Origin of the sequence: Streptomyces sp. NPDC057302 (assembly GCF_042667685.1) — a bacterium.
In the GTDB taxonomy this organism is placed as follows: domain Bacteria; phylum Actinomycetota; class Actinomycetes; order Streptomycetales; family Streptomycetaceae; genus Streptomyces.
Genome location: NZ_JBHUZJ010000034.1, coordinates 48,583 through 72,183, shown reverse-complemented (window position 1 = coordinate 72,183; position 23,601 = coordinate 48,583). Strand labels below are relative to the sequence as shown.

The window sequence follows — 23,601 nt, the reverse complement described above, 5'->3', positions numbered from 1 at the left end:
GCCTGGCAACGCGTATACACGCGGTTCTTTATCCGAGGGTGAGCATCGCCTCGGCGATCTCGCCGACCGCAGCATCGGGGATTGCAGTGGCCGTCTCCTTGAGGACGAGCAGCCGCGCCCCGGGGATCTCGCGCGCGATCGCCTCTCCGTTGCCGAAGGGGAAGAACCGGTTACGGCGGCCATGGACGACGAGCGTGGGGACCTGGATCTCGGGCAGGCGCTCGCGCCAGCGGGGTTTGCAGTCAAGCTTGGAGAAAACCATGCCCAGCTGGTTTGCCATCTGGACGGGTGGTGCGGTGCCAGGCGTGCGGTCCCAGATGCGCGCGGCGATCGCACGTGCGGAGAGGGGATCGTCACCGAGGATCTCCGCGCCGGTGGCGGCGAACTCGGCGACCGCCTTGCGATCGGTCCAGTCGGGCATCGGATGAGCGGACATCCGGCTCATCATCGTCTGGTCGTGGTCGGGGAGGTCATCGTCGGGCGGGCCGGGCGCCACCGCGCGGGTACCGGCCAGGGTAAGCGCCGAGAACGCCTCTGGATGGTCGAGCACGGCTACCTGAGCGACCATCCCACCGACGCCGATCCCCGCGAGGTGCGCGGGTCCGCCCCCGAGGGCGTCGGCAAGGGCCGCCGCATCGGCGGCGAGATCGCGCAGGGTGTAGGCGGGCGCCTGTGGGTCCGTGGTCGTCGACTCCCCGCTGTCGCGCAGGTCGTAGCGCACCACGCGGCGCCCGCCGGCGGCGAGGCGCTCGCACAGCGCGTCGGGCCAGGAGAGCATGGTCGTTCCGCCCGCGAGCAGAACGAGTGGCGCCTCGGCGTCACCGAACGACTCGATACCCAAGGTGATCTGATTGGCGCTGAGGGTGGTCATCGGATCACCGCAGGGCGTCGTAGGGCAGGTGTGCCGCCGTCGAGGGGGACCGAGATGTCAGCGATCGTTCGATTCATATGAGGGCAGACTTGATCCTTCGCCCAAACTCATCGCTCACGCAGGAGGCGTGTGCCGGATGCGAGACCGTGATCGGCACCCGCGATTCCCGGCCGCGTGGATCGGCCTGCCGCAGTGCTGGGTGCGGTGACACCACGCTCAAGGGGATGGGCCGAAACGTATCCGTGACCTCTTGGCAGGGCTAAGCTGCGAAGCGAGGCCCCGGACCCCGGCAGCGATGATCTGTTCCGCCCCCGGAGGCCCGCCGTGATCGTCTTGTTCGTCATCCTTGTCGTGGCCTTGCTCGGCTTCGGTTTTCTCAATCCCCTGTGGTGGGTGGCCGCAGCCGTGCTGATCTTCGGAGCTGTGCACTATGGCCGGGGTGGCAGGGGGAGCAGGAATCAGGGCGGCAATTCCGAGTACCGCGACTATCGGGACCGCAGGGACCGTCTGGACCGCTGGGACCGCCGCTATCGACGCCAGCGCCAAGGGCGCTGGAACCGCCAGGAGCGGCGGGACGAACACCACCACCGGTGACCGACTCAGGAAGCCGATACCCGAGCGTTTCGGAATGAGTCAGGCGTCATGGGCCAGACAGCCTGACAGCCTGACAGCCAGAGGCCAGGCAGAAGAGGTGGCCTGGGGTGACACGGCCCTGGCGCCGCTCGTCGTCGAACTGCGCCTGGCCGTCCAGCTGCGTCTGGGGCCTGTCACGGACCCGGCGGGCGGGCTGATCGGCCGAGGCCGGCCGCAACGCCAGGCATGTGCGGAACTCCATTGCGATGACGGCGTGTTGCATGCCCTGCACCTCGGAGACCGGGCGCCGTGCGGCCATGGAGCGGGAACCGCACGCAAATGGGCTCAGATGTCCTGTCGGTGTCCGGGCTGGGCAGGGTCATCATCAGCGGTCGGCAGGTCTTGATGGCCCTCGTCCCACGGGTTTGTCCAACCACACACCCCACAGGCGTAGCGTCCGCTGATGCCTGACACCTGCGTGCCGCAGCCGCGGCAATCTGTCGTGGTGATCTCCTGGGACTCCAGAAATTCCATGGCCGGCGTGTGGGGCTGATCGGACATCATGGCCCCGACTCTACCCACGACACAGGGAGTGGGAGATGGGGCCGCATTGTCCGCACGCCCAGGAGCCGTCCGGGCCCTGCTGTGCCGTGCCGCCGCATGAGGGGCAGTTCACTGCTCTCAGCTCCCTCCCGGACGGCCGTCATTCGCCTCTTCCTTGAGGCTGCCCATCAGGCGGGGGTGGTAGGCGAATATCCGAACTACCTAGTCCGATGTCCAGGAGTTGGGAGACGAACTTGCGCAGTGCGTCCGGGTCTTCGATCGACAGGGTGCTCGGCGTGAGCAAGAGCGAGATGATGATGCGGTAGGTCCACTCCACGACCGGCCGAGGATCGACGTCGGGGAATTCGCCCTCGGCGATGGCCCGCTTGATGTGCGGCGAGAAGAACGCGTGCGCCTGCTCGATCAGAGGCTCGGCCCTGGTGGTGAACCAGGGCAGTACGAGATCGGGATTGTGGCGCAGCCCGCCGCTCAGCAGGGGGTGGGCGCGTCCGTAGCCGACCACGAAGACCACGATCTCCGTGAAGCGTTCGCGCAGTGAGCCTCGCGCCGTGAGGACGACCTCGGCCTCGGCCAGGAAATCGGCGATCTCCCGGTCGAGCAGGGCGGCGATGACGGCGCTCTGATCCCCCACGTACTTGTAGACGGTGGGCCGGGAGAGTCCGGCACGCTCCGCGATCGATGCGTGCAGACGCTTGGACAAGCCGAACTCGGCCAGGCACTCGCGGGCGGCGTCGAGGATGCGGTCCCGGATCTGTCGGTCGTTCACGGCGGCCCCATGTGAGGTCTCTTGAGTTTGATTCTGGTGGCCATCAGCTTACAGAAGTGGCCGAAATCGTAAACGAAACCCTTGACCGCCCTCGCCGGACGCATTTACGGTCGAGTCGGGAAACGTAAATCGTTGAGGGAGGCCCGATGGTCCGTCCAGTGAAGGTCCTCGACAGCGAGCAGGCAGCCGACCGGCTGCTCGCGGGATCGGTTAAGCGCGCCTATGACCCCGTGATCGATGTCGACTGGGGTGCCCCGCTGGATCCCGACAAGTTCTTCCTGCCACCCAGGCTCATCTCTCTCTACAAGACCCCGCTGTGGGAGGGGATGACGCGCGCGGAGCGGATCGAGCTGTCGCGCCACGAGATGGCGAACATCATGGGCGTGGGGATCTGGTTCGAGAACATCCTCGTCCAGGCGCTGCTGCGCAAGCTGCTGGGCGACGACCCGACCTCGCGTCACACGCATTACGCCCTCACGGAGATGGGCGATGAATGCCGCCACATGCTGATGTTCGGGAAGCTCATCGACACGGTCGGCGCCCGGCCCTACCGCAAGCACCCGGTCCGGCTCGCGGGCATCAAGGCACTGCCCTTCGCCTTCCGCGGCACGATGCTGTGGGTAGCGGCGCTCATCGGGGAGGAGATCTTCGACGCCCTGCAACGGGACATGATGGACGACCCCGAACTGCAGCCGCTCGTACACCAAGTGATGCGCATTCATGTCACCGAGGAGGCCCGGCACATCACTTACGCCCGTCAGGGCGTGGTACGTCGCATGGCGAACGCGGGGCCCGTGGAGAAGCAACTCGCCGGTCGGCTGGCGGGGTTGGGCGGACCCTTCATGGACCTGCAGTTCATCAACCCGGAGATGTACCGGCGTTCTGGCCTCGATGCGCGCGAGGCCGTTCGCCAGGCGCGCTCCAACCCCCACCACCGCCAGGCCAGGATCGAGGGCTTCGCCAAGCTCGCCGCCTTTCTGCAAGAGAACGACCTGCTCAAGGGTCAGTCCCTGAGCCTGTGGCGTCGCGCGGGGTTCGTGGCATGAAGCGGCGCCGAGGCCGTGACGGAGCCCTGCTCCTGGCTGCGGCGTGCTGCGCCGGACTGTGGGCTCGTGGCAGGAAGGAGACCGGCAGCGGGACCCCGCCCTTCCGCGACGTGGACTCCGACAGCACTGACCACGGCTTGGGAGCAGACGAAGCCGACGGGGCATACATCGGGCCTGCCGCTCTTCTCGTCGAGGGGCGCGACATCGCGGTATCGGTCCATCTAGGTGGCTACTTCGAACCCATCGACGGGAGCCGCCGGTGGTACGGCCGGATCACTGAGTCGCAAGAGGTCAGCGCGCTGTCCCTCGGTCACCGCCACGGCGTGGCCCTCCGTATCGGCGATGGTGCCGCCGCCTCGGCCCGGCTCACCGAGCGCGACCCGTGGGGCAACGTCCGCATCACCGGCGTGGGCCTTCCTCCTCACGGCTATTGACCGAGTCATGGCCCCAAGCCCAGGGCCCCACCCTGGGCACAGCGTTGGGCCCGCAGTTTCGTCGTCGAGCTGAGAAGGCTGACAAGACCACGTGCTGACGGCGGGGGAGAGGTCGTCCCCGCCCGGAACCCTGCCATGACCGTGGCCTACGGTTGCGCGCATGACGTCTTCGCCTTCCCTGCTCGGCCTGCTCCGCAGCGACCCGAAGGCCGAGGCGCTCGCCGAGTGGCCCTTCGACTTCGACACAGGCGTCGCACGTTATGGGCCGATCACCCACGTGGAGCCGGTGCACCTCGCCTCGGGCGAGCCGCTGGAAGCGATAGCCAAGGACGGCGGAGGCGGCACGTACTTCCTGTGCGGGGCCGGTGACGGCGAGGACCGGCCCGTGCTGTTCGCCGACTCCGAGGGCTCCGCCGGGATCATCGGCGTCAACCTCCGTGACTCCCTGCTGTTGTTGGCCGCGCTGCCATGCGCGGATCGGGCACTGAGCCTCGAGAGCGAGGGGCGGCCCGTGGACGAGGCGACGCTGCTGGCGCTGCGGGAGGAGGAAGACGAGGAGCTCGGTGAGGCGGCCGACCTGGACGACCTGCCCGAGCGCCGCGCCGAGTTCCTCGACCGTCTCGGGCTGACCCCGCCCCCGCTCACCGAGCTGCTGGACCGAGCTCGCGAGGCCGCCGCCCTGGAGCCCTCGTACGTCCTCCTGAACGAGCACGAAGAGGCATACCGGCAGGACTGACCTGCGAATGACGCTGGTTCAGTTGGCTGAGTCCCCGCCATCTAGGCCAGCGGATCACAACGTTGTGGCGCGAGGGTGCGGATCCCGTGCGCAAGGGCTGACCGTGGAGTCTGTCGCTGGGGAGGGCCGCGGGCTGTTGGTTCCGAAGCGAAGGCTGCTGTCGGGACAACTGTGGCCATGGCTGACGGTGGCTGGCCGACGCCACTCCGGACACACCAGAGAACTCCTGCGGGACAAGTCTCAGCCGGTCGTATCCGTTCGGCAGGGGTTGCCGGTGTGCATGTTGGAGGAGGCGCCGGCGATGACGGAGTCGAGTCGGTCTCGCGTGTGGGTCAGGTCAGTGATGTGCCGGTCGAGGTGATCTCGCTCGGCGGCCAGGCGCTGCAACAGCTCGGGCGTGGCCTTGTTGTCGATGACGCAGGGCGTGAGCTCGGCGATGGTCTTGCTGGACAGGCCGGCGGCATACAGCTGCCGGATCAGGAGGATCCGTTCGACGGCGGCTTCGGCGTAATGGCGCTGGCCGCTGGCGCTGCGTTCGGCGGCCAGCAGGTTCTGCTCCTCGTAGTACCGCAGGGCCCGGGTGGTGACGCCCGTGCGGAGGGCGAGTTCCCCAATACGCATCCCGGCTCCGTGTTCCTGTGGCGTGCGCCACATTCGCTTGCCCTTGACGTCGACGTCAGGTTTTAGCGTAGTCGATGTGCCCGTCGCCGGAGGATTCCTCCGATGTTGACCCCATATGCGCCCTGGCCCAGATGAAATGGAGCGTTCCATGTGAGTGAGGACATCGCCCAGCCGCGAAGAGCGATCGGCCTGGAGGAGAACGCCCGGACGCCCGAACTGCGTCGAGCCCTGCTCACTTGGGGCGGCAATGCGACCGGGAACAGGTTGAGCAGCCGAGGGACGGTGAATCTTCGCCGGAAGGGGCCGGGTGCCAGGAGTGGTGATGGACAGGACCTCCATGTCCGCGCCACTGGCATCCATCCGCGCCAGACGCTCCTCGGCGACATCGAGCAGACGCACACCGAGCGGATTCTCAACCTCAAGACCAACTGACCCCGCATCACATCAGAAAGGCACGCGCATGACCATGTACCAGGCGACCGGTCTCACCGGTCCCGAGCCCACCCCGATCGTGGCGGTCAAGCCTCTCGTGCTGCACACACCGCAGCGTGGTGAGGACCTGCAGGTACGCGTTTCCGCCCCGGTCACCGGTTCCGACCTGCCGGTCGTGCTGTTCGCCCATGGGTTCGGTTCGGACCTGGACGGCTATGCGCCGTTGGTCGATCACTGGGCTTCCCGCGGCTTCGTGGTCGTCCAGGCCACCCACCTGGACTCCAAACGGCTCGACATGGCCGCGGACGATCCCCGCAGGCCCCAATGGTGGCGTCACCGGGTGCAGGACATGCAGTACATCCTGAATGAGCTGGACACTTTGGAGGCGTCCGTGCCGGGTCTGACAGGCCGCGTCGACCACAGCCGTATCGTCGCGGCAGGGCACTCTTTCGGCGGCCAGACCGCCGGCATCCTGGTGGGCCTGCGCGTCACGGACCCTCAGACCGGCCACGCTGAAGACATGTCCGACCCCCGGGTCATGGCCAGCATCCAGGTGGCCACCGCCGGCAAGGGCGGCGACGAGCTGACCCCCTTCGCCCACGAGAACCTTCCCTGGCTGCGTGAGCAGGACTTCTCCCACATCACCGTCCCCGGACTCGTCGTCGCCGGCGACAAGGATGACCTCCCGCTCTCCACCCGGGGACCGGCCTGGACCACCGACCCCTACACCCTCAGCCGCGGCGGCAAGAGCCTTCTCACCGTCCACGGTGGTGAGCACTTCCTCGGCGGCATCTCCGGCTACCAGGCGGCGGAGACCACCGACGCGGATCCCGGCCGCGTCACCCTCGTCCAGCAGGTCACTCTCGCCTACTTGTGCCACGTCACCGGGACCGACCACACCCACTGGGAGAGGGCCCAGAGCGTTCTCGGCAATGGCCACCCGCTGGGACGACTCGAGTCCAAGTGACCTCCTGGGCCCGCAGGCGCGCGCTCTCCCGCGTCCCGGGAACACGGCATCGTCGAGGCTTTCACCCAGGCTGGCGTTGTCTGCTGGGCGGATCAAGGGCTACCAGGGGCCCGCGGGACGATCCGCATCCGTAGTGGCACGAGAAAATCTGAATGGCTCCTCGACCCGCTACACCGGACTGCCCCACGCCGGGGACCCGCGCCGCCGCCCGGTGACGCGCCCGGGGCGCGGCGGGCAGCGACGGCGCCGTCGTTGCGGGCAAGGGTGTCGAGGCCTCCCCGGCCGAGTGCCCGGGCTGGCGCGAGCGTCCTCGCCGTGGCCGCAGGCGAGGCCGAGAGTGGTGACCCGAACGCGGGGCCACCGCCCTTCGCCCCAGATGAGCACCCGGTCAGGAGGCGATCCCGTCGCCCACCACACCGGAGAAGCCAAGCTTGTCGACGGCCTGGTAGTAGGTCCATGCCGTCCCGTTGCATGTGGTTTTCTTCGCCCCGCTGTACCTCGTGCACACTCTCTTGAGGTCCTCGTAGAGGGCGCTGTCGACGCGGGCTTTGTTCGCGCCGAAGGTGCCCGCCTCCTTGTAGTTGCGGTATCCGAAGTCGTGCCGGGCGCAGGCCGTCTTGAAGGGGAAGCCGAGGGGGTTGTCGGGCGAGCTGGAGCAGTAGTCGGTGGACCAGTTGAACTGGTACGCGCTCCAGGCCCCCTGGTTCCCGTTGGCCGACACCCAGGCGTTGTAACTGCCCGCGTCGGTCTGGGTCCACCTGCTGAGCACCTGTGCCTTGTCCGCGGGCACGGCGGTGGCGGGGGCGGCGGCTACTCCCATTGCCAGGGTGAAGGAAGCTGTGCTTACGGCGAGAGCGGTCAGTCGAGGGCGCATGGGGCCTCCTGCGGGGGGATGACACGTCCGTCTCAACAAGCTTTGTCATGCCCACAGTTGGCGCCTCAACAAACGCGGCGTTCGCGTGAACTCCGTTTGGCCGACAGGGGTTTACGCCACCACCGTCACCGCGTGCTGCCCCAAGGTGACGGCAAGCCGGAGAGAAAGCGAACGGTCCCACGTTCACCCTCCGTTCTCGGTTGAGCGAGAAGCGCTGGTGCGCATCCCAGGCGCCCGAGATAGCACAGTCACCGTCGGCTAAGGCTGGGGTGGCGCCCTGGTGCGCGCGGTCCTCGGCGGGACACATGCCCGGTCAGGCAAGCAGGGCCAGCAAACGGTCGGCCTGCCGCTCCACCGTGCCGACCGGGTTCTTTGCGTGCGCGCTCTGGCTGTCGAAGTTCAGGAGGAACAGCCAGACCAGGGCGAGGAGCCGGCGACAGTCCTCAAGCCGTGCGGATTCGGTTGCGGTCAAGTTGAAGTGCCGCAGGAATGACGGCACATCGAGCGGGTGCTCCACCCAGCTCCCCACGTGCTCGGTGATTTCCGCGAGCTCGAAAGCGCGGTCACTGCGACCGGAGTCCTCGAAGTCAACCACCCGGACGCGGGAGCCGTCCCAGAGATAGTTGGCAAGGCTGGCATCTCCCGGGCCAAAGACCTGCGGCACGTCCAACGCTGCGTCCGTATCCAGGCCTGAGCGGGCGAGCCAGTCCAGCCCGCGGTCCATGGCCAGCGCCACCGGGCCATCCGAGGCCTTGGGCCGGGCGGCCCCCGCCCAGACGATGAGGTGGCCGATGAGATCGCTCTGTTGTCCGGGCCTGATCGGAACCTCTTGGAGGGTGTCGGCGGGCACCGCGGCATGCAGCTTGCGCGCTGCCTCCGCCAGTGCCTTGACCTGTTCATCTCTCAGTTCCCACCCACGCATGGCAACACCTGCGAGCCGTGACATCACCACCTTTGACCCGGCAGCTGTGAGGTCGCCTCCCGGGGTTCAGGGGCCAGCCCTGGCGCATGAACGGAGAGGAGCGTCAGAGCGCGCCACTCGCGCGCAGCGCGTCCGCCGTCTCCTCCGGGAAAACGCTTGACCACCTGGTCAGCAGCCACCTCCACCGCGCGGGTACTCCATTGACCAGCATCCATAGGGAGCGATCATGCCAGTCAGTCCAGGCTACCGAGCGGGAGTTGGGACACAGGCCCTGAACTTGGCCCTTCATCCGGTGCGGCGTGGTTTGGTGGCGATCTTGTGGTGGGTCGGTCGGCGGTGGAGCGCGCGGGTGATCAGAGGCAGGCCGACGTCGTAGCGTTCGGCGGGGATCTTGGCGTGCAGGTGTCGGAACCCGCGGCGGACCCGTGCAGGGGTGAGCCTGTTCGCGGCGACGGGCCGTTGCCGGTCTCGTACGGGGCCGGTACATCGAAGGATGCAGTGGATTGTCCTTCTCCGTCAGGAGGACCTGCGGTGTACGTGGAGGGGACGATATCGGCGTCCCTGTTCCACGTTCCGGCCGGTCAGCGGCCCTGCTGTGAGGTGAGCCGTATGAAGGAGGCCCGGTGGGCCGCTCGCGTGCCGTCGTGGGGTGCCGTGCTGGGCCGCGCTATGGCCGGCGGGGCGATCATGGCGCTCGCGCTGGGCAGCGGGATGGCGCTCGGCACCCCGCTCGCCGACGCCGTGAACGCGTCGGGCCGAGGCGCTCAACTCGTGGCCGCGATACCGGTCAGCGGGGTGGCGGCCATCCTCGTACTTGTGACCCTGCGCCGGAGGCGACGCACTTGGGCGTCCATCGGATTCGGCGAAATGAATGCGAGCGTAAGGGCGTTGCTGACTGGCGTGGGCATCACCGCCGCGTCCGCCGCGCTCGTCCTGGGTGCGGGAACAGCCGTGGGACTCCTGAGCTGGACCCGCCCCGACCTGTCGGACCTGGCCGGGTTCGTCGCCGTCAACGCACTCGTCGCCCTCCTGCTGGAAGCACTGCCGGAAGAGACCACGCTGCGCGGCCTCACCTGGACGTCACTGCGCGAGCACCGCTCCGCCACGGCAGCCGCCCTGGGAACGACCCTGGTGTTCATGGCGGTTCCAGGTGCGGCGAGCGCGGTCGCGGCCACGATCCGGTGGTTGACCGGAGGCGAGCCCCTGCCCGTGGGCCTCGCACCTCCGGGGCAGCGCACGGCGGACTATCTCATCCTGCTGTTCCTCTTCGGGCTGACACTCGTCGCTGCCCGCACCGCACTGCGTGAGGCGCCGCTCTGGACGGCCATCGGCACTCACCTGACATTCCTCACCGTCAATCGGATCACCCTCGAAGGACAGGACCGGAACGCAGGCTGGTCGGCCGAGCAGGCCGGTCCGGACGCCGTCCTGCTGATCCCGCTGTACCTGCTGGTGGCCGCCGCCGCGTTCGTCGTCTGCGGACGGCTCCTTCGCAGAAGATCTGGGCCGGTATCCACCGCGACGGCAGCCCCCGAGAGCGTCGGGCGATGAACACTGCTCCAGAACGAACCGATGCCCAGTCGGCAGTGACTGTGATCGGTTTGGACGAGATGGACTTCGCACTCGCCGGCGCCATCCTGAATGGCGGACCCCCCGGTCACGCTGTGGAACCTAACGTAAGGGAGGGCCGACCCCCTGATCGCCAGGGGGGCATCCATCGAGGCTGCCTGCCGCATCGTCATCCTCGAAGACCAACTCGAAGAAGCCCAGCGCATCATGCCGAACACCGCCGCGCCACCGGAGCATCCAGCACCCGGGCCGTGACTGAGGTGAGCATGAGCCGGTTTCAGCGGTCGCGTCAGGATTGATCCCGGTGTGCGAAGTGATCATTTCTATGGTGACGTGGAGTGCGGGCGTGTAGCGTCTGCGTCAGCTGTCGTGGTTCGGAGTTCCCTTTTTGCCCACGCTTTTCGGCGTGGGCATTTTGCTGTGCTGTGGCGCAGGAACCAGGGCGATCACCTCTGCCTTCCACATGGAGTGGGAGGCGTTCATCGACTGGAAGGCATGACTATGGCTACGGGGACTGTGAAGTGGTTCAACGCGGAGAAGGGTTTCGGCTTCATCGCTCAGGACGGTGGCGGCCCGGATGTCTTCGCGCACTACTCCGCGATCAACTCCTCCGGCTTTCGTGAGCTCCAGGAGGGCCAGACCGTGACGTTCGACATCACCCAGGGCCAGAAGGGCCCGCAGGCCGAGAACATCAACCCGGCCTGACCTCTCGGCCGTTCCCGAGGAATCACACCCGCCGTGTCCGACGACTGCCACAACCTGCGCGGGGTCCTTTCAGCCGGACCATGGGCCCCGCTCGCGCGCCGGTCGTCGACAGGACTCGTGGCGGGCAGGACCAGGGCCGCGTAGCAATGGCTGCGCGGCCCTGATCTGTTGCGGCGGACCTGGGGACCGACGACCGACCTTGGCTGGCGGTTTCCTGTACTCGGCCGCTTGGGGCGCTGTCTCCGGCTGCGCCGGTCGTCTCACCGTACGATTTTGCCACGAGCTTCGGCACCACCGTGGAGCCGAAGCCCTTGGTGATGCTGCCGACGCGGACCCTGTCGTGCACCGTCACCGGGCCCCGCGACATGACGCGGGCCACGGCCGAGATTCCACGCCAGTCGCCGGCCGTGCCGCCGACTCGCAATTGGGCTGCGGGCGACGGCTGATGCTCCAGATCCTCGGTCGCCACCCGCAGCGCGGCGGCATGCAGTGGCGGGGGAGTGGGAGATGCTGGCGATGCGCTGGCCCGGCGCGTGGGCAGCCCCGTACTTACGTGTTGGGGTCAAGTGCCTCACGCTGTCGGGTGGTGTACGACCGAGCATCGGGGGAGCCCCGCTGCTGGTGACTGCCGCCGACGCTCACCACCAACTGGCCCTCATCTGGAGTGATGGCGGCTACGCCGACGGCCTCATCGAGTACAGCCTGACCGTGCTCGACCTGGTGGTGGTGATCGGCCCGAATGCTGGAGCGCTGGAGCCCTGCCTCTTGACGCCTAGCCGTTTCGTGCGAGCGGGCCACCGCGAGAACGTAGCCAACGCCGCCTTACTTCACATACTTCGCAGTTTCGGGTCGCCCCCGTAGGCCTCGTCGCCCGCTACCCGCGGGGTCAAGTGGCCCGCGTCGATGAGCCGGGCGGGTGGCGAAGGAGATTTCCTCACCGAGCTCACCGGCACGACAGCGGCCCGGGTCCGTACGTCACCGGTCTCATCGACCACCAGGACCGCCTGCTCGTCGTGCAGGTGCTCCACGACGTAGTCCCGCACGTGGTCACGCGCTGCGTCGGCGTCCCACTTGATCCGGCTGAGCAGGTTCTTGCGAGGCAGGTCAAACAGGGGGCCGAGCACCAACCGTTTGACTCGCCGACGGGGTTCCACGTGTGCGAAGCGGTCCGCGATTCGGTCCATCAGGCCCTCGAACGTGTCCTGCCATCGGGCCGGATCTACGCTGTGGCGTGCGGCCACCGCTTGGTCGCCCGTTGTCTTCACAAACCACGATGATCACGGGTGGCCGCAGCCTTTCCGCCCTGGTCCAGACGGCAGAACCGCGTGGTGGCAGCTGAGACGTCAGGCCATCCAGCAGTACAGGCCGTGGCCCTGCCCATGGGCGGTGCGGGCCAGTCCCGCCAGATCGCGCAGGAGTTCCCCCACCATCTCCGGGTCGAAGGCATCGCCCTCAACAGCCCGCTCCTGGATCCACAGCTCGCCGACCTCGGCAAGGCGGGCAGGCGAAGCGGTGGTCAGCGCCCCTTGGAGCACCTCCGAGACGACGAACAGCAGCGGACCGTCCCCCTCCTCGTGCTCTGCCACCGTACGAGGCTCATCGGATGCGACGAGTGCCTCGAAGCTCTGCCCGGTAAACAAGCTCTCCCACTCGAGCACCGCCTCGGAGGCATCAAAGTTGCCGCAGTCCAGCGAGTTGAAGACTCCGTCCGGCCCGCTGTCCACGGAGCTCGCTGCTGAGGTGTCGTCGGGGGCGATGAAGAACTTGATGATGATGCTCACCCGTGCATGGTGCCTGATCAGACCCCCTCGCCGCTTGCTTTCTCAACCGCCAGGTACAACCGCATCTGGTCGCGCCGGTGAAAAAGAAGCCGCACCGCGCGGACCGGGGGCTCGACGAATGACCATGCCAGCGTCCCCAGGAACCTCAAGGAATGATCGTACGGGGTAGCTCGCTCACCTCCACTGCACCAGCAGATGCCGATCTTCTGCCCGCGCCCCGCGTCGTATTCACCGTCGGCGCTGCGCGCGACGTGGGCCCGCCTGCCACCTACGCGGGCTGTACGCGGGCTGTACGTTCTCCGGCCATGCTCAGTGCGAGGCGGCGGCCGGGTATTGGGCGGTAATGTGAACAGATGACTGACGTGATCATCCTTCACGGAGCCTGGCACCAGCCCGCTCACTACGCCCAGCTTGCGGCTCTGTTGCGCGCCCGGGGTCTGTCTGTGGAGGTGCCCGACCTCTACGAGTTGTCGCTCGCCGAGAGCACCGCGAAGGTTGAGGCCATCGTCTCGGGCTCGTCGGATCCGTCGGTCGTGGTGGGGCATTCGTTCGGCGGTGTCACCGCTGGGACGGTGCGTGGTGCTGCCGCGTTGGTCTTCCTCAACAGCTGGATTCTCGACGTCGATGAATCCCCGGCCAAGGTTCTCGCGGAGAGCCCTGGCGAGCCCGGCGAGGGGTTGCTCGCGCTGCCGGACGCGGATGGGCGACTCTGCCTTGACCCGGACGATGCCCGGGCGAAGCTCTTCGGCGACATTGATGAACCGGCGGCCACGCGTGCGGTGGAGTTGCTGCGTCCGGAACCTCCTTCGATATTCAATGCCACGCCTACTCGTGTGAGTTGGCGGGAGACCCCGTCCATCTACCTCCGTGGGCAGCAAGACCGGACCATCGCGACTCCACTTCCGGACCGCTTCGCCGGGCGTTGCTCTCGCTCGGAGGTGTGGGACACGAGCCACTCGCCCTATCTGGGTCGCCCGGCGGCCGTGGCCGACCTGATCCAGCGTCAGCTTGCGGGCAACGGTAGTTGAACCCGAACCGAGGCGACCTTGGCGTGGCCAGGTCGGCACGTCCGCGACGGGATACGTAGCGTCGACCGGTCCCCAGATCCTCGGAGCCAATAACCACGGCTCCTCGGAACCCCGAGTCCTTGGGCCTTACCAACGCCGTGGAATGGGGTTCGGGTTCACGAATGGGTTCTGACTCTGGCGGCACCTGGCTCCGGTCGCGTGTGTCGGGGGCGGAAATGGCATCGAGTCAGAGCCAAGCCTTGACTGAGTGGCCAGTGGGGGCGGGGCGTCCCGATAGCTTGACGGCTGATTCCCGCCAGAACATTGCCACCGGCACACCTACGCTGCGGCTATGTCATATCCCTTCGTCGGCATCATCGACCGCTACCTGCTTTCCGGCCGCGGGTTCACCCGCAGGCTGCGCGCGGTACGGCCCGAGCAGTGGACGGCACCCACCCCCTGCGCGGAGTGGAACGTACGCCGGCTCGTCAACCACATGGTCCGGGGAAACCTCAACTACATCTCCCTGCTGGACGGTGGCACGGCAGCCGATTTCCTCCGGCTCCGGGATGAGGACGCCCTTGGCGGCGATCCGGTGGGTGCCTACATCCAATCGGTGCGGGAGTGCGCCACGGCGTTCCGCAAGCCGGGCGCCCTACAGCAGATCCTTGACTACCCCCTCGGCCCGGTGACCGGAGAGCAGGCCCTCGCCGTTCGCACCACGGACGCGACCGTTCACACCTGGGACCTGGCCCGGGCACTTGGCGCTCCCGAGGAACTAGACCCAGAGCTCGTGGCCTGGATCGAGGATCACCTCGCCGAAATCTACGCCGGCTTGGCGGAGTCACCTGTCTCCGCCGACACCACCCACCGATTCTTCGCTGCTGCTAGGGACCGACCCCTGGCCGAGGAGGCCCGCCAAGCCCGACTGCTGCGGCTGATGGGCCGCTGAGCGACGGTGAAGGCGAGCTCGAACTGCGCCGTCCACGTCGTCACCAGCATCTTTCACCTGGAGCATCCCAGCCGCACGTTGGGTGGCTGGTCTGGATCGGCCTCTCCGCAGGTCCTCGAGGGAAGCGGGAGGGCTGATCTTGGGGTGCCGGGCCACCCCTTCGGGGCATGTAGCTGTCAGGCAGTCTGCATGGCGGATGTTGGGGCGGCAGCCTTGTGGGTCTTGCTGGTCTCGCGGAGGGTGAGCAGGCCCGTGATCGCGATGAGCGCCGAAGTCAGGCCGTGGATGCCGAACGCGGCGGCGATGGAGCCTTGGTGGGCCAAGACGTTGATCATGTCGCCGAACGGGGCGACGGCCTCCATCAGCAGGACCCAGCCCAGGGCGCGGCGGAGGCCCGTCACCAGCAGTATGCCGATGACCAGGCCCATCGCGAATTCGCGGATGCCCTTCATGACGAGGAAGCCGTCGCCGTCGCCGGCGGGCCAGTTGGGGAGGCCGACGCCGGGGGCGGACGTCTCCGGGGTCAGGATGAAGCTCAGGCCGAGGTAGAGGACGAACAGGGTGATGGCGGTGGCCAGGACTGTGTTGACATTCTTCAGTGACACGGTGCTTCTCCTTTGGCGTTCAAGCTGAAGTGGGGCACGGGGCACGGGGCAAGGGGCAGCGGCGGGCGTGGCTGGGGCGCGCAAGGTCGCCATACTCGGGCACCCCTGATCGTGCCTGCCTGGGGAGCGGGCGCTGACGTGGCTGACTGTGCATCGCCGTCTCGCCCGCGACTACGTACGCGATCCTGACGCCACCAGCGGAGCCGTGATCCGCTGGGCCGCCATCGGCCTCACACCCCGGCGCCGCCCTGGGTGAGGATTTCCATGAGGTGTCCGTCGGGGTCGCGGAAGTAGACGCCCCTTCGCCCTTCGATGTGCTTGCTGCGATAGATCTGCCCGATGTCTCGGCAGCCGGGATCGCCGTAGTGGGTGACTCCGCCGTGCTCGATGCGGGCGAGGGCGGCGTCGAACTCCCGCTCGCCGACCAGGAACGCGTAGTGATGCGGCTCGAAGTCGTCCAACTGGTCGTAGTCCAAGCTGACTTGATTGGTCAGCGTGACCGGCGTGAAGTGCGCCACCGGCGGGTCGACGCTCAGGCCGAGGATGTCGGCCAGGAACCGCGCCGACGCTTGCGGGTCACGGGCGGGGACGATGGTGTGATTCAGTTCCACGGTCAAAGTGACTCCTCTTCGGGGCTACAGCTGCCGTGTCATGCGTCGATCTGCTCGAAGATGTGCGGGTAGGACACGATGTCGTCGGGGAACTCGGCGGCGATGCGCTGGAACTCCGGGTTGGCGAACGCCCTGGCGAGAGCCTCGGTCGATTCCCAGACCGCGACGTTCATCAGAAGCCGGCTGTCCGCCGTTCCCTTGTGCATCTGCAGGGAGACGAATCCCGGCTGAGCCTTCATGAACTCGGCCTGTCTGTGAAAGAGGGCCAGGAACGATTCAGTGCTCTCCCTCGGGACGACGAAGGTGTTGCCAAGGACGATGGGCCCGGTCTTCTCCTTGAACTGCGCGTGCATCGGTGTGTTCGGGTCGAGACTCTGCAGCTTGGCCATTTTCGGAACTTCCTCTCGCTATCGGTTCGCTATCGGTGCATGGGCATCGCTGGGGGCTGCGTCCGGGGGAGACCAGAGCGGTTATGGCTGGCGACCGGGCGGGTGGGCCCGCGGGCTCAGGCGAGGGCGGCGACCAGCAGGGTGAAGGCGGCGATGATGACGGCGACGCGGACGTAGTGCCAGCGGCCCCAGCGGTTCAACTGCTGCCTCCAGTCAGCGGGCCTGTTGTCGGGGGTCCACGCCTTGCTCCGGTTGTTGATCGGAACAAGCAGCAGAATCGACATGACCACGCTGAGGAGCAGCAGCGCGCCGGCGGTGACGACGAGGCCGGTGCCGTGGTGGTGCCACCCGGCGACAGCCCAGATGCCGACGAGGATGAGCGAGCCGATGTACCAGAACGGCATCACGGCGCCCAGCATCCGGCCTCCGTGGGCGTGGCCGAGTTGGCTGCTGTCCTCGGGGAGGGCGTTGAGGATCCGGTTCATGATGAAGGCGACGGAGAACTCCACCCCCACCATCAGGCCGACGATCACGGTAGTGACGACCTCGAGCGCTTGGAGCATGACGATCCCTCCGGTATCTAGCATTGCTAGCTGATGAGGCAACGCTAGTACTACTGCCGCTCGATTGTCTAGCGGTGCTAGGATCGAATCATGTCGGTACAGGAACGCAAGCAGCGCGAACGGGCGGACCGCGAGCGCCTCATCGTGGCGACGGCCCGCGAACTCGCCGAGCAGCAGGGCTGGGACGCGGTCACCACCCGCCGGCTCGCCGAGCGCATCGAATACAGCCAGCCCGTCCTCTACAGCCACTTCCGCGGCAAACGGGAGATCATCGGCGCCGTCGCTCTGCAGGGCGCCACAGAGATGGCCCAGGCGGTGCGGGCCGCGGCCTCCGCCGCGGACGGCCCACGCGCCCGGGTCACCGCGCTGGCCCGTGCCTACCTCGCCTTCGCCGCACGCCATCCGGCGGTCTACGACGCCTTGTTCCAGCTCGACGGCGGCCTGGCGTACGCGCAGGAGGACACCCCCGAGCCGTTGAAGGACGCCTTCGCCGCGCTGCTGGAGTGCCTCGGTGAGGTTGCCGGGGACGGCGTCGAACCGGGGCTCTTCACCGAGGTGTTCTGGGCGTCCCTGCACGGGGTGGCGACCCTGACCCGGGCGGGACGGCTACCGCTGGAGGACTCAGAGTCGCGGGTCGAGCTGCTGGTGGACCGGCTCCCCGTGCCCGGAACGCCTGGATAGTAGTGGCTCGCGCTCGAGGATCCGGAGCAATGATGCGGTGACGACTCGCGGGCTGCGGCCGATGCGGAACACGCGGCACGCGAACTGCCCCTGGCGAACCAGGTTTCAGCCCTTCGCTCTGAGAATCCAAACGCTCTGGCCCCTGGCCCCGCCCCAGGTGGCCCGGATGCGCGTGGGGCCGTATCGGGCATCGCGTATCGCGCATCGCGCCGTGGCCGCTCAGTCCGACGTGCTGGTCTCCGGCTCGATCAGGCCCTCGCGATATGCGATGCCGACGGCCTCGGTACGGCTCGCGGCACCCAGCTTGGCGAGGATGTTGGAGACATGGACGCTTGCCGTCTTGCCGCTGATGTACAACTCTTCGCCGATCTGGCGGTTGGTGCGGCCCCGGCCGAGCAGCCGCAGCACCTCGCTCTCCCGGGCGGTCAGGTCGGCGATCCGATCCCCGTCGGCCGGTGCGTCGGCAAGACGGCCGCGTCGTACCAGGGCGTCGAGCGCCTCCCGAAGCGGTACGGCGCCGAGCCGCACAGCCGTGTCCCGGGCCGCATGTGCCTGCTCGGCTGCTTCTTCGCGGCGGCCGGCGATGAGCAGGGCCTCCGCGAGCCGCCGTCGGCAGCGGGCGAGTTCGTACGGTTCGCCGTAGCCGAACGCGGTCACGGCCCGCTCCCAGGTGGCGACGTCCGGGCCGGTGGCGGCGCGTACTCCCTCGGCCTGGGCGCGGGCCAGCCAGGCCAGGCCCTCGGGCCCCTGCTCGGTGCCGTCCTCGCCGTGCGCCGCCGTGGTCCGTGCCAGCTCCACGAGCTCGGCCGCGGTGTCCGACCAGCGACTGGTGCCCGGCGCGTCGCCGGCCAGGCGGGACTCCTCCGCCGCGTCCGCGACGGCCGACAAGGCGAGCGCGGCCAGCCGGACCACGGCGTCGGGCCTCTCGGAGCCCGAGTTCTCCGTGAGTGCCTCGACCGCGGCGCCCATCTGCCGTACACCGTCCTCGGCGTCACCGCGCAGCACCGCGGCGTCGGTGAGCACGATGCTCGCGACGAGCGAGGCCATCCAGTCCGCGGGACCGTCGAGCAGGGCGCGGGAGCCGGCGACCGCCACGTCGAACTCGCCGCGCGCCAGGGCGACGTACAGCGCAGGTGCGGTCGCGAACCCGGACGTGGCCGTGAGGAGGGTGACATCGTCGGCGGCCGTCTCCGCGCACTCGTCCCAGCGACCCAGCGTGTAGAGCAGCAGAGATTGCAGATAGCGCAACTCCACGGCGTACGGCGAGGAGAGCAGGCCGGCTCGGCGGGCGCGGTCGAGTCCGTCGCTGATCCAGGTCAGGCACGGGTCCAGTTCGCCGCTCTCGTAGCAACCGATCGCCAGGTTGTACAGCGCCCGCATCTCCACCTGGAGGTTCCCGGCGGTGCGCGCCTGCTCACGGGCTCCCAGGAGTCGCTCCCGGCCCTGCGGAGTGCGCCGGTTGTGCGCCTCGAGACCGACCAGCGAGATCACCAGATCGGCCTGGGCGTCGATCAGTCGGAGCTGCTCGGCGGTGTCCAGCGCCTGGCGGGCGACGCGTTCGGCGTCCTGATCACGGCCCACGTAACGGGCCGCCATGACGTGGGTCGCGGCCGCCCACACCCAGGTGCGCGAGGGTGGCTCGGCCGGGATCAGGTCGAGCGCCTCGCTGCTGTAGGCGAACGCGGCCTCCAGGTTGTCGATCCGCATCAGGTTGCCCGCGAGGGTGTAGCGCACGCGGGCGGCGAGTTCGGAGTCGGCCTCCGAGCCGGCCCGCGCGAGCGCGGAGCGGGTGAGCTGGACCGCGCGATGGGGGTCCCCGGCGTGTGCGGCGGCGGCCGAGGCACGCAGGGTGAGGGTGACCGGGTCGCTGTGCTCGGGGTGCGCGGATGTGTCCACCACGGCCCACAGTTCGAGCGCGGTCTCCAGGTGGCGCAGTTCTTCGGCGGGTGCGCGGAGGCGCTGGGCGTGGTCGGCGGCTTCGAGGGAGGCCGCCAGCGCGTCGGCCAGGTCGTGGCTCGCGCGTGAGTGATGGGCCCGCTCCGCCGCGCTGTTGGCCGGACGGTCTCCGCCGGCCAGGAGCGCGGCGAACACCCCGTGCAGCCTGACCCGTTCGCCGGGCAGCAGATCCGCGTACACGGCCTCGCGGGTCAGGGCGTGCCGGAAGGAGTACGTCGCGGCGTCGTCGGTGACCAGGAGTTGGTGTCCGACTGCCTCGCGCAGCGCCGACTCCAGCTCCTCCTGCGGCAGTTGCAGGGCGCCCCGCAGCAGGTCGTGCCCGACCCGGCGCCCCGCCACAGCCGCCGTGCGCAGGACCTGCTGGGCAGTCTCGGTCAGCTGCTCGACCCGGATGAGCAGGACGTCGGCCAGACCGCTGGGCATGGCGGCTGGGTCCGCGCCCTCGTCCGGGTCCGCGCCCCCGTCGCCCTCGGGCAGCGCGGCGAGCAACTCCTCGGCGTAGAAGGCGTTTCCCTCGGCCCGCTCGACGATGCGGCGAACGGCACTGTCGGAGACGGGGCCCACGCGTTGCGCGTACACGAGCCGGGTCACGTCCGCGTCGGCCAGCGGCTGCAGTTCGAGCCGGTCGACGGCGGGCAGTCTGACCAGCTCGGCGAGCAGAGGCCGCAGCGGGTGACGGCGGTGCAGGTCGTCCGCGCGGTACGAGGCGAAGACGGCGAGCCGGTGGGGCGGGCCGCCGGGCGTGGGCCGCTGTAGGACACCGCGGCTGAGCAGGAAGCGGAGCAGGTCACGAGACGATTGGTCCGCCCAGTGGAGGTCCTCGATGACCAGGAGAAGCGGAGTCAGGACCGTCAGGTCGGCGAGAAGGCCGGCGATCCCCTCGAAGAGCTGGAGGCGGCTGCCGGCGTCGGGCACGGGTCCTGCCCCCGCCGCGGTGCCGATCAGGCGCTCCACCGCGGGGTACGCGGCGAAGGCCGGGGCGAGCCGTTCGTCGGCGGCGGCCGCGCCGAGGATCTCCGTGAACGGGAGGTAGGGCAGGCCGACGTCCCCGAGGTCCACGCAGTGGCCGGTCAGGACGGTCATGCCGGTGGTGGCGGCGTGCGCCGCGGCCACGGTCAGCGTGCGGGTCTTGCCGACGCCGGCGTCCCCGGCCACGAGGACGGCGCGCGGGTCGCCGGCAGCGGCCCGCTCCAGCACGTCGGTGAGCCGGGTGAGTTCGTTTGACCGGCCGACGAACGGTGTATCGATTGGATGGGCCACAGGCCCATCCAAGCACGCCCGGCCGGTACCGGTCGTGGGTCCCCGCTCTCCGACGTGCGAGGACGCGACGGCGGCACCCTGGGTGGTCGCTGCCGCGGCGCGTGGGCGTTTCAGGGTGACGGCCGTTGTGGCTGCGCCCTGATGCGTCGCCTAAGGCGTTCGGCGGATCTCCTGACAAGGAATGGCCGTGTGGACATCACTACAGCCTGCTAACGTCTGCGACATGAAGCGCGCTGCTATGACGACGACGCCGGAGAGTGTCCCGGCGCGCTGACAGACGACCTGATGCGAAGCCCCGGGGCAAGTGCCCCGGGGCTTCGTCGTAGGCCCGGTCACTTGCTCCGCAACCAGCAAGGAGACCGCGATGACCACCCTGCACGACCACCGCAAGCTCGGCCGTGAACTGGGCCTGTTCGACACCGATCCGCTGATCGGCGCCGGCCTGCCGTACTGGCTGCCGGACGGCGCGGCCGTGAGGCACACCCTGGAGGAATACATCCGTGCCGCCGAGCGGCGGGCGGGCTACCAGCACGTGTACTCACCGGTCCTCGGCAAGCGGGAGCTGTACGAGATCTCGGGGCACTGGGCGCACTACAGCGACGACATGTTCCCCCCGATGGAGCTGGGCGGTGAGCAGGTCGTCCTGCGGCCGAGCCTGTGCCCTCACCACGCGGTGATCTACCGCTCCCGCTCCCACAGCTACCGCGAACTGCCCCTACGCATGGCCGAGCTGGGAGGCATGTACCGCTCCGAACTCTCCGGCGTGCTCGGTGGCCTGACCCGGGTGCGGGCGATCCAGCTCAACGACGCGCACATCTTCTGCACCCTGGACCAGGTCGCCGGGGAGGCACAGGCCGCGCTGGAGTTGATCCGCCGGGCGTACGAGGCACTCGGCATCACCCCGACCCGCTACCGGCTCTCCCTCCCGGGCCCCGGTGGCAAGTACATCGCCGCACCGGAAAAATGGCGGCGGTCCACCGCTCTGCTGACCGATGTCCTCGACCGCTCCGGTCTGCCCTACGAGGCTGCCGAGGGAGAGGCCGCGTTCTACGGCCCCAAGATCGACGTTCAGGTCACCGACAGCGCCGGCCGGGAATCCACCCTGTCCACCGTCCAGATCGACTTCCACCAGCCCGAGCACTTCGACCTGCACTACATCGGCGCGGACGGCGCCAAGCACCGCCCGGTCATGATCCACCGCAGCATCATCGGCAGTGTGGAACGAGCCGTTGCCCATCTCATCGAACAGCACGCCGGCGCGTTCCCCGCCTGGCTCGCCCCCACTCAGCTGGCCATACTCCCGATCTCCGACACCGAACTGCCGAACGCCGCAGCGCTCGCTCAGCGCTGCACCCTTCTTGGACTGCGTGCCGAGATCGCGGGACCGGACCGCGGCAGTCTGGGCGCCCGTGTCCGAGAGGCCCGCCTGGTTCCCTACCAAGCCGTCATCGGCGCCAAAGAGGCCGTTGAAGATCACGTCGCACTGCGCTTGCGTGATGGACGCCGACTCGACCCGCAGCCGGTCAGTGACGCACTCACCCACATCAGCGCTCTCATCGGAGTCCACAGCACCGACCTGTGGGCAGACACCACCGCGTAGCGGTCATCATTCTCGACCGAGGCGGCGGAGCATGCTCGGAGCCGGAGTCGGATCGCGGCCACAACGGCGGGGACGACCATGTGAACGACACCGATGATCAGTGCACACCGGGGTACCCGGACGGTACGTGCAGTCCGGAACCAGCGAGCAAGGAACGCCGCATGACCCGCCTCCCCAGCGTCGACTTCTTGAACGTCATCCACCCTTACACGGGAGATGTCTTTGATGCGCAGCCCACGACGAGAGGTTTCAGCTCCGATGTCTTAGCACTGATCGATGGTGAACAGGGGCAGTTCTTCGTCAAAGGGGTCCAGAACCGGGCCGGGGGGCGCCGGGACTCCATCAACAGAGAACGACTGATCAATGAATCCGTGCGCCCCCTTTCTCCCCGCCTCCTCTGGCACACGGAGAGCGATCAGTGGATCGCACTCGGATTCGAGTGGGTCAACGGTCGCCTGAGTGACCTCACACCAGGCTCCGCCGATCTTCCTGCCGTCATTCAGCTGATGGACAGGATCGGGGAAATCCCTCTTCCGCCGGTGGCCGACCGATGGCCCGAGAGGAGGTGGAACCGCTTTGCGTCACACGAGGATGAGGCAGCACTCTTCAAGGGGGACATGCTCATCCACGGAGACATCAACCCGAGCAACATCCTGGTCGGGGACGCCGGACCGTGGATCGTCGATTGGGCATGGCCCACGAGGGGGAGCGCGCTCATCGACCCTGCGCTCCTGGTCCTGCAGCTCATCGCGGCCGGCCACAGCCCTGAGGGAGCAGAGTCCTTGGCCTCTCAATGCGACGGGTGGTCGACGTCCGATCCTGCGGCAATTGATGCGTTCGCCATGGCCAACCTCCGAATGTTCCGTCAGAGGGCGAAGCGGTTTCCTGAGCAAGAGTGGCTGTGCGCCATGGAGGACACTGCTCAAGCTTGGGTTGCGTACAGGCAGGGGTGAGGCGTGCTGAGCTTGCGCTGATACAGAAATTCGGTGGTGGTAAATACCGCCCGGCCGGTCGTACGCCTTCGATGAGTTCGGTTCGGATCAGATAGCTGAGCCGGCTGACCGAGACGGCAGGGAAACCTGCTGACAGAAGGGCACGATGGTCAGAACATCGAGC

The 23,601-nt window shown here is 68.2% G+C and carries 25 protein-coding genes and 2 pseudogenes; 14 read left to right on the top strand and 13 right to left on the bottom strand.

Annotation, left to right across the window (positions count from 1 at the left end):
- Window positions 1-28 precede the first annotated feature (28 nt).
- The gene (locus ACFUPX_RS23580; RefSeq protein ID WP_383325876.1) at window positions 29-871 is read right to left on the bottom strand and encodes an alpha/beta fold hydrolase; all 843 of its coding nucleotides are present in this window, start codon (window positions 869-871) and stop codon (window positions 29-31) included.
- A 324-nt stretch (window positions 872-1,195) separates the two neighbouring features.
- Between ACFUPX_RS23580 and ACFUPX_RS23575 the strand changes: the two genes are divergently transcribed.
- Window positions 1,196-1,465: a hypothetical protein gene (locus ACFUPX_RS23575; protein WP_383325873.1), complete on the top strand. Its 270-nt coding sequence runs from the start codon at window positions 1,196-1,198 to the stop codon at window positions 1,463-1,465.
- A 324-nt stretch (window positions 1,466-1,789) separates the two neighbouring features.
- Here the strand turns inward: ACFUPX_RS23575 and ACFUPX_RS23570 are convergent, their stop codons facing one another.
- The gene (locus ACFUPX_RS23570; RefSeq protein WP_383325871.1) at window positions 1,790-2,008 is read right to left on the bottom strand and encodes a hypothetical protein; all 219 of its coding nucleotides are present in this window, start codon (window positions 2,006-2,008) and stop codon (window positions 1,790-1,792) included.
- A 139-nt stretch (window positions 2,009-2,147) separates the two neighbouring features.
- Entirely contained in the window at window positions 2,148-2,774 is a 627-nt protein-coding gene (locus ACFUPX_RS23565) for a TetR/AcrR family transcriptional regulator (RefSeq protein ID WP_383325868.1), read from the bottom strand.
- A 146-nt stretch (window positions 2,775-2,920) separates the two neighbouring features.
- On the opposite strand from ACFUPX_RS23565, the gene ACFUPX_RS23560 reads away from it, so the two are divergent.
- From ACFUPX_RS23560 to ACFUPX_RS23550, 3 genes are all read left to right on the top strand, one after another.
- A complete protein-coding gene (locus tag ACFUPX_RS23560) occupies window positions 2,921-3,820 on the top strand; it encodes a diiron oxygenase (RefSeq protein ID WP_383325866.1) in 900 nt (299 codons plus the stop codon).
- On the top strand, window positions 3,817-4,254 hold the full coding sequence (locus ACFUPX_RS23555; RefSeq protein WP_383325863.1) for a DUF4873 domain-containing protein: 438 nt from the start codon (window positions 3,817-3,819) through the stop codon (window positions 4,252-4,254). Before ACFUPX_RS23560 ends, ACFUPX_RS23555 begins: the two co-directional genes overlap by 4 nt.
- 160 nt (window positions 4,255-4,414) lie before the next feature.
- On the top strand, window positions 4,415-4,990 hold the full coding sequence (locus ACFUPX_RS23550) for a hypothetical protein (protein WP_383325860.1): 576 nt from the start codon (window positions 4,415-4,417) through the stop codon (window positions 4,988-4,990).
- Between the two features lie 240 nt (window positions 4,991-5,230).
- Here the strand turns inward: ACFUPX_RS23550 and ACFUPX_RS23545 are convergent, their stop codons facing one another.
- Complete coding sequence (locus ACFUPX_RS23545) at window positions 5,231-5,611, bottom strand: MerR family transcriptional regulator (RefSeq protein ID WP_383325857.1); 381 nt, start codon at window positions 5,609-5,611, stop codon at window positions 5,231-5,233.
- A gap of 150 nt (window positions 5,612-5,761) precedes the next feature.
- On the opposite strand from ACFUPX_RS23545, the gene ACFUPX_RS23540 reads away from it, so the two are divergent.
- From ACFUPX_RS23540 to ACFUPX_RS23530, 3 genes and pseudogenes are all read left to right on the top strand, one after another.
- On the top strand, window positions 5,762-6,043 hold the full coding sequence (locus ACFUPX_RS23540) for a hypothetical protein (protein WP_383325854.1): 282 nt from the start codon (window positions 5,762-5,764) through the stop codon (window positions 6,041-6,043).
- A gap of 28 nt (window positions 6,044-6,071) precedes the next feature.
- Window positions 6,072-7,010, top strand: a complete 939-nt coding sequence (locus tag ACFUPX_RS23535) for an alpha/beta hydrolase family protein (RefSeq protein ID WP_383325850.1) — start codon at window positions 6,072-6,074, stop codon at window positions 7,008-7,010.
- 30 nt (window positions 7,011-7,040) lie between these two features.
- Window positions 7,041-7,139, top strand: a pseudogene (locus ACFUPX_RS23530) (IS5/IS1182 family transposase); the annotation flags it as partial.
- Between the two features lie 259 nt (window positions 7,140-7,398).
- Here the strand turns inward: ACFUPX_RS23530 and ACFUPX_RS23525 are convergent.
- Window positions 7,399-7,884, bottom strand: coding sequence for a phospholipase (locus ACFUPX_RS23525; RefSeq protein WP_383325847.1), 486 nt, complete (start codon window positions 7,882-7,884; stop codon window positions 7,399-7,401).
- Between the two features lie 313 nt (window positions 7,885-8,197).
- Window positions 8,198-8,830 carry a phosphotransferase gene (locus ACFUPX_RS23520; RefSeq protein WP_383325844.1) on the bottom strand — a complete coding sequence of 211 codons (633 nt, stop codon included), beginning with the start codon at window positions 8,828-8,830 and terminating at the stop codon, window positions 8,198-8,200.
- A gap of 585 nt (window positions 8,831-9,415) precedes the next feature.
- Here ACFUPX_RS23520 and ACFUPX_RS23515 point away from each other — a divergent pair.
- Together ACFUPX_RS23515 and ACFUPX_RS23510 are read left to right on the top strand one after the other, a co-directional pair.
- Window positions 9,416-10,357, top strand: coding sequence for a type II CAAX prenyl endopeptidase Rce1 family protein (locus tag ACFUPX_RS23515; RefSeq protein ID WP_383325842.1), 942 nt, complete (start codon window positions 9,416-9,418; stop codon window positions 10,355-10,357).
- A 519-nt stretch (window positions 10,358-10,876) separates the two neighbouring features.
- Window positions 10,877-11,080, top strand: coding sequence for a cold-shock protein (locus tag ACFUPX_RS23510; protein WP_331907913.1), 204 nt, complete (start codon window positions 10,877-10,879; stop codon window positions 11,078-11,080).
- Between the two features lie 780 nt (window positions 11,081-11,860).
- On the opposite strand, the pseudogene ACFUPX_RS23505 reads toward ACFUPX_RS23510, so the two are convergent.
- Together ACFUPX_RS23505 and ACFUPX_RS23500 are read right to left on the bottom strand one after the other, a co-directional pair.
- Window positions 11,861-12,264, bottom strand: a pseudogene (locus ACFUPX_RS23505) (IS701 family transposase); the annotation flags it as partial.
- A gap of 159 nt (window positions 12,265-12,423) precedes the next feature.
- Window positions 12,424-12,861 (bottom strand): hypothetical protein, encoded by a 438-nt coding sequence (locus tag ACFUPX_RS23500; protein WP_383325838.1) that lies wholly within the window; start codon window positions 12,859-12,861, stop codon window positions 12,424-12,426.
- 353 nt (window positions 12,862-13,214) lie between these two features.
- Here ACFUPX_RS23500 and ACFUPX_RS23495 point away from each other — a divergent pair, with 353 nt between their 5' ends.
- On the top strand, window positions 13,215-13,889 hold the full coding sequence (locus tag ACFUPX_RS23495) for an alpha/beta hydrolase (protein ID WP_383325835.1): 675 nt from the start codon (window positions 13,215-13,217) through the stop codon (window positions 13,887-13,889).
- A gap of 331 nt (window positions 13,890-14,220) precedes the next feature.
- Window positions 14,221-14,820: a TIGR03086 family metal-binding protein gene (locus ACFUPX_RS23490; protein ID WP_383325832.1), complete on the top strand. Its 600-nt coding sequence runs from the start codon at window positions 14,221-14,223 to the stop codon at window positions 14,818-14,820.
- A 176-nt stretch (window positions 14,821-14,996) separates the two neighbouring features.
- Here the strand turns inward: ACFUPX_RS23490 and ACFUPX_RS23485 are convergent, their stop codons facing one another.
- From ACFUPX_RS23485 to ACFUPX_RS23470, 4 genes are all read right to left on the bottom strand, one after another.
- A complete protein-coding gene (locus tag ACFUPX_RS23485) occupies window positions 14,997-15,425 on the bottom strand; it encodes a DUF4267 domain-containing protein (protein WP_383325829.1) in 429 nt (142 codons plus the stop codon).
- Between the two features lie 230 nt (window positions 15,426-15,655).
- The gene (locus ACFUPX_RS23480) at window positions 15,656-16,042 is read right to left on the bottom strand and encodes a VOC family protein (protein WP_383325826.1); all 387 of its coding nucleotides are present in this window, start codon (window positions 16,040-16,042) and stop codon (window positions 15,656-15,658) included.
- Window positions 16,043-16,074: 32 nt separating this feature from the next.
- Entirely contained in the window at window positions 16,075-16,425 is a 351-nt protein-coding gene (locus ACFUPX_RS23475; protein WP_383325823.1) for an antibiotic biosynthesis monooxygenase family protein, read from the bottom strand.
- Window positions 16,426-16,541: 116 nt separating this feature from the next.
- Window positions 16,542-16,988 (bottom strand): anthrone oxygenase family protein, encoded by a 447-nt coding sequence (locus ACFUPX_RS23470; RefSeq protein WP_383325821.1) that lies wholly within the window; start codon window positions 16,986-16,988, stop codon window positions 16,542-16,544.
- Window positions 16,989-17,078: 90 nt separating this feature from the next.
- On the opposite strand from ACFUPX_RS23470, the gene ACFUPX_RS23465 reads away from it, so the two are divergent.
- A complete protein-coding gene (locus ACFUPX_RS23465; RefSeq protein ID WP_383325818.1) occupies window positions 17,079-17,669 on the top strand; it encodes a TetR/AcrR family transcriptional regulator in 591 nt (196 codons plus the stop codon).
- 219 nt (window positions 17,670-17,888) lie between these two features.
- Here the strand turns inward: ACFUPX_RS23465 and ACFUPX_RS23460 are convergent, their stop codons facing one another.
- Window positions 17,889-20,885, bottom strand: coding sequence for a helix-turn-helix transcriptional regulator (locus tag ACFUPX_RS23460; RefSeq protein WP_383325815.1), 2,997 nt, complete (start codon window positions 20,883-20,885; stop codon window positions 17,889-17,891).
- A 373-nt stretch (window positions 20,886-21,258) separates the two neighbouring features.
- Between ACFUPX_RS23460 and thrS the strand changes: the two genes are divergently transcribed.
- Both thrS and ACFUPX_RS23450 read left to right on the top strand, forming a co-directional pair.
- Complete coding sequence (gene thrS / locus ACFUPX_RS23455; protein WP_383325940.1) at window positions 21,259-22,485, top strand: threonine--tRNA ligase; 1,227 nt, start codon at window positions 21,259-21,261, stop codon at window positions 22,483-22,485.
- 161 nt (window positions 22,486-22,646) lie between these two features.
- Window positions 22,647-23,438, top strand: coding sequence for a phosphotransferase (locus ACFUPX_RS23450; protein ID WP_383325812.1), 792 nt, complete (start codon window positions 22,647-22,649; stop codon window positions 23,436-23,438).
- Window positions 23,439-23,601: the final 163 nt, after the last annotated feature.